Here is an 8,960-nt window from a genome sequence, read left to right as displayed (position 1 = left end):
TCATCCACTACATGCACGACAAGTACAGCTACGAAGCCTCTCTGATGGCGCTGCACGACCGTGACGTTATCCGCACCATGGCGTGTGGTATCGCTGGTCTGTCCGTTGCTGCTGACTCCCTGTCTGCAATCAAATATGCGAAAGTTAAACCGATTCGTGATGAAAACGGTCTGGCTGTTGACTTCGAAATCGAAGGCGAATACCCGCAGTTTGGTAACAACGACGCTCGCGTCGATGACATGGCGGTTGACCTGGTAGAACGTTTCATGAAGAAAATTCAGAAACTGACTACTTACCGTAACGCTATCCCGACTCAGTCTGTTCTGACCATCACCTCTAACGTGGTTTATGGTAAGAAAACCGGTAACACCCCAGACGGTCGTCGCGCTGGCGCTCCATTCGGCCCAGGTGCTAACCCAATGCACGGTCGTGACCAGAAAGGTGCTGTTGCCTCTCTGACTTCCGTTGCTAAACTGCCGTTTGCTTACGCTAAAGATGGTATCTCTTACACCTTCTCTATCGTTCCTAACGCTCTGGGTAAAGACGACGACGTTCGTAAAACCAACCTGGCTGGTCTGATGGACGGTTACTTCCACCACGAAGCGTCTATCGAAGGCGGTCAGCACCTGAACGTTAACGTAATGAACCGCGAAATGCTGCTCGACGCGATGGAAAACCCGGAAAAATATCCGCAGCTGACCATCCGTGTATCTGGCTACGCAGTACGTTTTAACTCCCTGACTAAAGAACAGCAGCAGGACGTTATTACCCGTACTTTCACTCAATCTATCTAATAGATTTGACTGAAATCGCGATTAAAAACGCGTAAAATGAAGGCTCCACCTCGGTGGGGCCTTTCTTATAATCGACACTCGCTGAGTGGATTTTGCTTGCTGACTTCTATACTGAAGTTAACAAGCAAAATAAACTCGACGCGGCTTTATAACCGTGCTCGCAAACCTGGCTGTAAAGCTGGGAAGAACTGGAGATAACACCGCAATGTCTGTAATTGGTCGTATTCACTCCTTTGAGTCCTGTGGCACCGTTGATGGCCCAGGCATCCGTTTTATTACCTTCTTCCAGGGCTGCCTGATGCGCTGCCTGTATTGCCACAACCGTGATACCTGGGACACCCACGGCGGTAAAGAGATCACCGTTGAAGAGCTGATGAAAGAAGTGGTGACCTACCGCCACTTTATGAATGCTTCCGGCGGCGGTGTGACCGCGTCCGGCGGTGAAGCTATTCTGCAGGCCGAGTTTGTGCGTGACTGGTTCCGCGCTTGCCACAAAGAAGGGATTCATACCTGTCTTGACACCAATGGTTTCGTCCGTCGTTATGATCCGGTCATTGATGAACTGCTGGAAGTGACTGACCTGGTGATGCTCGATCTTAAGCAGATGAACGACGACATTCACCAGAACCTGGTTGGCGTCTCCAACCATCGTACGCTGGAGTTTGCTCAGTATCTGTCGAAGAAAAACATCAACGTCTGGATCCGCTACGTCGTGGTACCAGGCTGGTCAGACGACGACGACTCCGCGCATCGTCTCGGCGAGTTTACCCGCGATATGGGCAACGTTGAAAAAATCGAACTGCTGCCTTATCACGAGCTGGGGAAACACAAGTGGGTAGCGATGGGTGAAGAGTACAAGCTGGACGGCGTACACCCACCGAAGAAAGAGACCATGGAGCGCGTGAAAGGCATCCTCGAGCAGTATGGTCATAAGGTGATGTACTAACTCCCCTGCTCATCCCGGCGTCGCTTGCGCTCGGCCGGGCTACCGATTTTAAACCCGGCTTTATGCCGGGTTTTCTTTTAGCGCTTTTTGCGCGCCAACAGTGGGAAGATCAGCCCTAACCCCACCAGCACAAACGGCGTGGCCACGTTAAGCGATAGCTGGAATGCCCACTCCGGCGTAAAGGCGGTCATTTTCGGGAAAATGCCGGTCAGACAGGCAAACGCGGTAAACAAGAAGCACCATACGCCAACCGTCATCGCCAACGAACGATTACGGATAAAGACATACTCCGACTGATATTTCTGCCCCAGACGAATTACCGCGATAAACGCGACGAACACCCACAGATAGCGCAGCGGCATCACCACAGAGTTGAGATTGAGCAGCCATTTGTAGAGATTGTTCATATCACCAATACCCAGCGTCGGTAACATAATCAGCAATGCGACCAACACCAGCGTCAGCAGATACCCGTTCACCGGTGTGCCTGAAGCGTTAGTTTTACAGAGCTTCTGCGGGATATAACGGCTGTCGGCATCGCTCAGCAGCACCTTTAGCGGCGCATCGATGGAGAACACCAGCGCGGCAACCTGCCCCAGCGTGTTCGCAATGGCATAGATCACCATCAGAGAGTTGCCCATGTGGTAATAGCCCCCCAGTTTCTGGAAAGCATAATACTGACCGTTAGCCATCAGATCGTCAGGAATATGGTTAGAGTCGAACATCATTCCCATTGCCAGTGAACCGAGGATCGCGCACACGGCAACCATGACCGCCAGAAAGATCATTCCGCGCGGAAACTCTTTTCCCGGGTTACGGGTGTTATTGACGTACGGTGAGATCTTTTCAGCCCCGCCCACCGCGAACACCAGCATCGAAATGGTGGTGATATAGGTGAAGTCAAAATGCGGAATAAAGGTTTGCCAGGTAATATTGGTGGTGGCGATTTTCACCTCGGTGATAGCCGGTGCCGTCACCGCCATCACCACGTACAACAGCGACATCACGAACATGGCGATCCCGGCAATCGACCCTACCAGCTTCAGCGACTTCATCCCTCGGGATGCCACCCACATGAAGAAGACGAAAAGCGCCAGCGTAAAGCCCTGAAGCGCCACCACGCCATACTCGGTGATAAGCGAACCGTTTCCCTTTATTGCCCAGCCCAGCGCAATCAGAATGGCCTGCGGCTTCTGCGCCAGATAAGGAATGTGGACAACCCAGTAGGTCCAGGCAGCCAGATACGCCAGCCCCGGCCCCATCGTATTTTTAATCCAGGTGCTAACGCCCCCCTTCCCATCCTTAAAGGTCGAACCAAGCTGGCCGACGATAAGCGCGTAAGGTGTGAAATAGAGTGCGAAGATAAACAGCCACGAGAAGACAACTACCAACCCCTGGTTGGCGTAGTTATTGACGACGTTGCCGAAACCCCAAACCGTAATAAACGACATCAGCGCGATGTTATACCACCGCAGCTGCTTTTCTTGTTCGCCTGCCATAAACTCCGTTCCTTGAATGTTATTGTTCGCGAATGCGATTTTTATCGACGGATGATTATGCGAGCACTAATCCAAAATAGGTAACGCGAGCGTGCAAAATTACAACATCTCGCACATTTAATCGGGTTTATTGTCTGGAAGTCAGAAGAATATAAGCTCGCCCCCACCTACGCGAAAGCGACGTGGCAAACCTTAGTATAGCGATGCAGGAAAGAATGACGCGTCATGTTTTCATAACGCGTCAGCAGGATCAGGCGTGAGCCACCGGGGTAGGATGATGTCCGGCTTTGCGCAGCAGCATCATCAGATATACAAACGATACCCCAGCAATCATGATGAACAAGAGGTTGTCGGAATAACTTTGCATCAGCATTGCCGTCAACGATGGTCCCACCAGGCTGCCGATGGTATAGCTCAGCAGCAGCGCCTGGTTCATCGAGACGAGTTGATGATGTTCCACCTTCTCGCAGGCCCAGGCCATTGCCACCGGATATAACGTGAAGCCCGCAGCGCCGAGAATAAACAGCGCGGGTGCCATTGCAGCCTGGCTCAACATGCCTAAGCAGCCAATAATGACCACAAAGACCTGAACGCGCAGCACCATCAGGCGCCCATAGCGGTCTGCCAACCGGCCAATCGGCCACTGACCGAGGATCCCCGCGCTGACCATCACCGCCATCCAGAACCCAATACCGGAATCGCTGACGCCACGGTGGTTCAGGTACAGCGGCATCAGGCCATAAAGCGAGCCCAGGACAATCCCGGAAATAATGCAGCCATTAACCCCCAGACGAGCCTGACGCAGTTTGAACATTGGCCAAACGCGAGCACTTTCATCCTGCGCTTCGTCTTTCTGGTTCACAATGCGGGTAAACAGCAGCGGTAAAATGCCTGCCAGCACCACGCCGGTTATCAGCGGAAGAATGGTTGCCATATCCGTCGGCAATCTGCTGACGATAACCTGTCCCAGCACGGTCCCGATGTAATACATCATCATATAGGCCGCCAGCAGGCGACCGCGGTTACGTGAGGTGCCGCTGCACATCAGCGCGCTCTCGACCACTACCCAAATCATGGCGCAGCCAACGCCCGCGATAAAGCGCCAGAACATCCAGCTCCAGAAGCCCACCATAAAGCCGAGCCCCACGCAGCCCGCGGCAAAAATCAGCGAGGCGATGTAGTAACTGTAATTAAAACCAAGACGCTTAATCAGCCGCCCGGTGAGCATGGTGCCAACCAGGTTGCCGGTAAAATAGGACGAACTCACCACTCCCACCTGCCAGGTAGGCAGATTTTCATGGGCGAGCCAGAGCGGGACGAGCGTGTTTAATACCGCGATCGCCAGCGTCAATAACAGTAGGCCGCAGAGCAGCAATAGCACTGGGCGAGTATAGGTGGTCATGGGTTCAAAACCGTGAGGATAGACAGATTTCGTGCGCATCATGCCACTGCCAAAAACATTGTCAATCCACCTGATTTCAACGGCAGAAGGCTTTCTGGCTCAACGATTGACGTTTCTTATTCAACGCAACGATAAGCCGCGGTTAAGTTTACTTATTAGATTGTTTTAATTGAAAAATAGCAGAATAGCCGAATGAGGGTTCAGTCGAAAAAATTCATGGACAAAAAGTGCCAGGGCAAGCCTGCCCTGGCAGCTTATTTTGCTTAGCTGGCGACCGCCATCCCGACGGTCATGTGCAGACCGTAGAATACGCCACGGCCAATCATCTCACCGACCAACACCAGCACAAACGCCAGGCTCAGCAACGGTAACGCGGGTTGATAGCCTTTGAGCTGCGGAGCAACCCAGCAGACCAGCGCCAGAGCGATTGCCACGATACGCCACGCCATCAGCGAGCCGTAATCAGGCACCAGCGCGGAAGCCTGCTGGATTGAGCTCTGAATGGAAGCCAGCTCAACGCCCTGCATCGTGGTGACAATCACGCTCACCACCAGCGCAGCAAGGCTGATAACCGGCAGCAGGCGCATACCCCAGCCTTCAACGCCTGCCCAGCGCAACAGCAGGTAACCCAGCAGCGGGCCGCCGATAAACAGCGTCAGGAAGAAGCTCAGCGGCGTCCAGATGGTGTACCAGGTTGGCACGGTATCGATGGTGTTATAGACACGCACCATCATCCAGACAAACACCACGCCCAGCACCATCGTCACCACCAGCCACACGCTGCGCAGCGCGCAGGAGAGTTTGCTGGTGACCGCCAGCAGCCAGCCAATGCCGCCGACCGCAAAGAAGATTGCGCCGCTGGCAATTTCGTTACTGAGCGAGGAAGCTCCCACGCGGTTCAGCGAGTTAAAGGCGCGCATTGGCGAACCGAGGTGCAGCGTTGAGGCGATAAAACCAATGCCCATCAACACCCACAGCGCAAACATGCTCAGCACCACGCGCTGCTGCTGTTCTCGAGGGAGTTGCCCCTTGAGCAATGCCAGTGCCAGGACGATAAACCCACCTGCTACGCACTGCCCAAAGACCGTGAAGATCATCAACGGCCATTCATGCCATCCACTTCCCATCTTACACCTCCTTCGGATTGGCCAGATAGCCAGTGGTATCGCCGCACGGACGTGCATTGGCGTTAGGTTTAATCACAATGCTTGGTTTCGTGAAGTGTGCCGATGGCAGCGGTGCCACCGCCGCCAGCGTACCGTGCTTCTGACGCAGCTCTTCGATTGGGCCAAAGTCCAGCGCGCGCAGCGGGCAGGATTCCACACAAATCGGTTTCTTACCTTCCGCCACACGCTCGTGGCAGCCGTCACATTTGGTCATGTGACCTTTGGCTTCGTTGTACTGCGGTGCGCCGTACGGGCAGGCCATGTGACAGTAGCGACAGCCGATGCACACATCTTCGTTGACGACCACAAAGCCGTCTTCGCGTTTGTGCATCGCGCCGCTTGGGCACACTTTGGTACAGGCCGGGTCTTCGCAGTGGTTACAGGCGATGGACAGGTAGTAGGCAAAGACGTTCTGATTCCAGACGCCGTTGTCTTCCTGCCAGTCACCGCCTGCGTATTCATAAATACGGCGGAAGCTGACGTCCGGGGTTAAGTCTTTGTAATCTTTACACGCCAGCTCGCAGGTTTTACAACCGGTGCAACGAGCGGAGTCAATAAAAAAGCCATATTGGGTAGTCATCGGTTACTCCTTACACCTTCTCAACCTGGACAAGGTTCGTGTGCGATGGGTTGCCTTTCGCCAGCGGCGACGGACGTTGGGTGGTCAGCACGTTAATGCTCCCGGCCTGGTCAATACCTTTAGCATCCGGGTTGTACCAAGCCCCCTCACCCAGCGCGACGATGCCCGGCATCATTCGCGGCGTGACCTTAGCTTCAATATGCACTTCCCCACGATCGTTAAAGATACGCACACGATCGCCGTTGGCGATGCCGCGTTTCTTCGCATCCAGCGGGTTGATCCACATCTCCTGACGACAGGCCGCTTTCAGCACATCAACGTTGCCGTAAGTCGAGTGAACGCGAGCTTTGTAATGGAAACCGGTCAACTGCAGCGGGAATTTCTCTGCCAGCGGATCGTTGTAGTTCTCAAAGCCAGGGGTGTAGATCGGTAACGGATCGATAACATCGCCTTCGGCCAGTTCCCAGGTTGCGGCAATTTTTGCCAGTTCCTGCGAGTAGATTTCAATTTTCCCTGACGGCGTAGTCAGCGGATTGGCCTGCGGGTCCTCACGGAAGGCTTTATAGGCAACGTGATGCCCTTCAGGGTCACGCTGCTTGAAGATGCCCTGCTTGCGGAAGGTATCGAAGTCCGGCAGTTCCGGCACGGCCTGACGAGAAAGCTCATGCAGATGGCGCATCCATCCTTCCTGCGTCCGCCCTTCGGTGAACTGCTGCTCAACGCCCATACGTTTCGCCAGCTCAGTAGTCATCTCATAGATCGTTTTGCATTCGAAACGCGGTTTGATGACCTGATCGGTGAAGATAACGTAGGACATGTTGCCGCAGGAGGCATCCAGCGCGAAATCCATCTGCTCAGACGCAGTGCAGTCGGGCAACAGGATATCGGCATATTTCGCCGACGAAGTCATGTGGCAGTCAATCACCACAATCATTTCGCACTTCTTATCGTCCTGCAGAATTTCATGGGTGCGGTTGATTTCAGAGTGCTGGTTAATCAGGCAGTTACCGGCATAGTTCCAGATCATTTTGATCGGCACATCCAGCTTGTCTTTACCACGGACGCCGTCGCGCAGCGCGGTCATTTCTGGACCGCGAACGATCGCATCGGTCCACATAAACATGGAAATGCTGGTCTGTACCGGGTTTTCCAGCGTTGGCATACGCTCAAACGGTACCTCATAGGAGCCTTCACGCGCGCCGCTGTTGCCGCCGTTGATCCCGACGTTACCGGTCAGAATCGACAGCATGGAGATAGCGCGAGTAGCAATTTCGCCGTTAGCATGACGCTGTGGCCCCCAGCCCTGAGAGATATAGGCCGGTTTGGCCAGCGCAATCTCACGCGCCAGTTTCACGATACGCTCAGCAGGAATACCGGTAATGCTCGCAGCCCACTCCGGCGTTTTCGCCGTAGCATCGCTGCCTTGCCCCAGAATATAGGCTTTATAGTGACCGTTTGCCGGTGCACCTTCCGGAAGCGTTTTTTCGTCGTAGCCAACGCAGTATTTATCGAGGAACGGCTGATCGACCAGGTTTTCGGTGATCATCACCCACGCCAGCGCTGAAACCAGCGCCGCATCGGTACCAGGACGGATAGGGATCCACTCATCTTCACGCCCTGCACCAGTATCGGTATAACGCGGGTCGACGATAATCATGCGGGCATTCGATTTCTGGCGCGCCTGCTCCAGGTAGTACGTGACCCCGCCGCCGCTCATACGCGTTTCGCCCGGGTTATTGCCAAACAGCACGACCAGCTTGCTGTTTTCGATATCTGACGGGCTGTTACCGTCGGCCCAGCCGCCGTAGGTGTAGTTCAGGCCCGCGGCAATCTGCGCAGAAGAGTAGTCACCATAGTGGTTGAGGTAACCGCCGCAGCAGTTCATCAGGCGAGCAACCAGGGTTTTTCCCGGTGGCCAGGAGCGGGTCAGCGTACCGCCAAGGGTACCGGTACCGTAATTGAGATAGATGGATTCGTTACCGTAATCTTTAATCAGCCGCTTCATGTTGTCGGCAATGGTGTCAAAAGCTTCTTCCCAGCTGATGCGCTCGAATTTACCTTCGCCACGTTTACCGACCCGCTTCATCGGGTACTTCAGACGATCGGGATTATAGACACGACGGCGCATGGAACGACCGCGCAGACAGGCGCGAACCTGATGCAAGCCGTCGTAGTTATCATCACCCGTATTATCCGTTTCGACGTATTTAATCTCGCCATCGACAACATGCATGCGCAGCGGGCAGCGGCTTCCACAGTTAACCGTACACGCACTCCAGGTTACGCGCTCTGCCGCCGTACTCGGCGCAATCGCCTCGGCAGCATTCACGATGCGGCTGAAGGGAAGCGTAAACGCACTGCTGGCCATCGCCAGTCCGCCAATGGCCGTGGTTTTCATCAAACCACGGCGGCTGACCTCGGCTGCCAATAAAGCATCGGGGGTTTCAGTTTTCATGGACTCTCACTTCGTTGCTAACATTGAAAACATCATCCTCTATATAGTCATTTATATAACGAAATACTGTTATTATAGTTTTATATGCTGGTGTTACTTAGAAGGGAGTATCAAACGT

The 8,960-nt window shown here is 54.1% G+C and carries 7 protein-coding genes; 2 read left to right on the top strand and 5 right to left on the bottom strand.

Features of this window, described 5'->3' with window-relative positions; all coding sequences use genetic code 11:
• Both RDN66_RS18825 and pflA read left to right on the top strand, forming a co-directional pair.
• On the top strand, positions 1-794 hold a 794-nt coding region (locus RDN66_RS18825), incomplete at its 5' end, for a pyruvate formate lyase family protein (protein WP_308538108.1).
• A gap of 205 nt (positions 795-999) precedes the next feature.
• Positions 1,000-1,740, top strand: coding sequence for a pyruvate formate lyase 1-activating protein (gene pflA, locus RDN66_RS18820; RefSeq protein WP_035892443.1), 741 nt, complete (start codon positions 1,000-1,002; stop codon positions 1,738-1,740).
• Positions 1,741-1,817: 77 nt separating this feature from the next.
• On the opposite strand, the gene RDN66_RS18815 is transcribed toward pflA, so the two are convergent.
• The 5 genes from RDN66_RS18815 to dmsA all read right to left on the bottom strand — a co-directional run bounded on the left by RDN66_RS18815 (position 1,818) and on the right by dmsA (position 8,842).
• A complete protein-coding gene (locus RDN66_RS18815) occupies positions 1,818-3,239 on the bottom strand; it encodes an APC family permease (protein ID WP_035892444.1) in 1,422 nt (473 codons plus the stop codon).
• Positions 3,240-3,489: 250 nt separating this feature from the next.
• Complete coding sequence (locus RDN66_RS18810; RefSeq protein WP_308538107.1) at positions 3,490-4,641, bottom strand: MFS transporter; 1,152 nt, start codon at positions 4,639-4,641, stop codon at positions 3,490-3,492.
• A 263-nt stretch (positions 4,642-4,904) separates the two neighbouring features.
• On the bottom strand, positions 4,905-5,768 hold the full coding sequence (locus RDN66_RS18805) for a dimethyl sulfoxide reductase anchor subunit family protein (RefSeq protein WP_035892445.1): 864 nt from the start codon (positions 5,766-5,768) through the stop codon (positions 4,905-4,907).
• 1 nt (position 5,769) lies between these two features.
• The gene (locus RDN66_RS18800) at positions 5,770-6,387 is read right to left on the bottom strand and encodes a DMSO/selenate family reductase complex B subunit (protein WP_035892446.1); all 618 of its coding nucleotides are present in this window, start codon (positions 6,385-6,387) and stop codon (positions 5,770-5,772) included.
• Positions 6,388-6,397: 10 nt separating this feature from the next.
• Positions 6,398-8,842 (bottom strand): dimethylsulfoxide reductase subunit A, encoded by a 2,445-nt coding sequence (gene dmsA / locus RDN66_RS18795; protein WP_270502032.1) that lies wholly within the window; start codon positions 8,840-8,842, stop codon positions 6,398-6,400.
• Positions 8,843-8,960: the final 118 nt, after the last annotated feature.

The sequence above is a fragment of the uncultured Kluyvera sp. genome (genome assembly GCF_902485085.1).
Lineage (GTDB): Bacteria > Pseudomonadota > Gammaproteobacteria > Enterobacterales > Enterobacteriaceae > Kluyvera > Kluyvera ascorbata.
The sequence above is the reverse complement of the archived record's forward strand: the minus strand, read 5'-3'. Positions and strand labels throughout refer to the sequence as shown.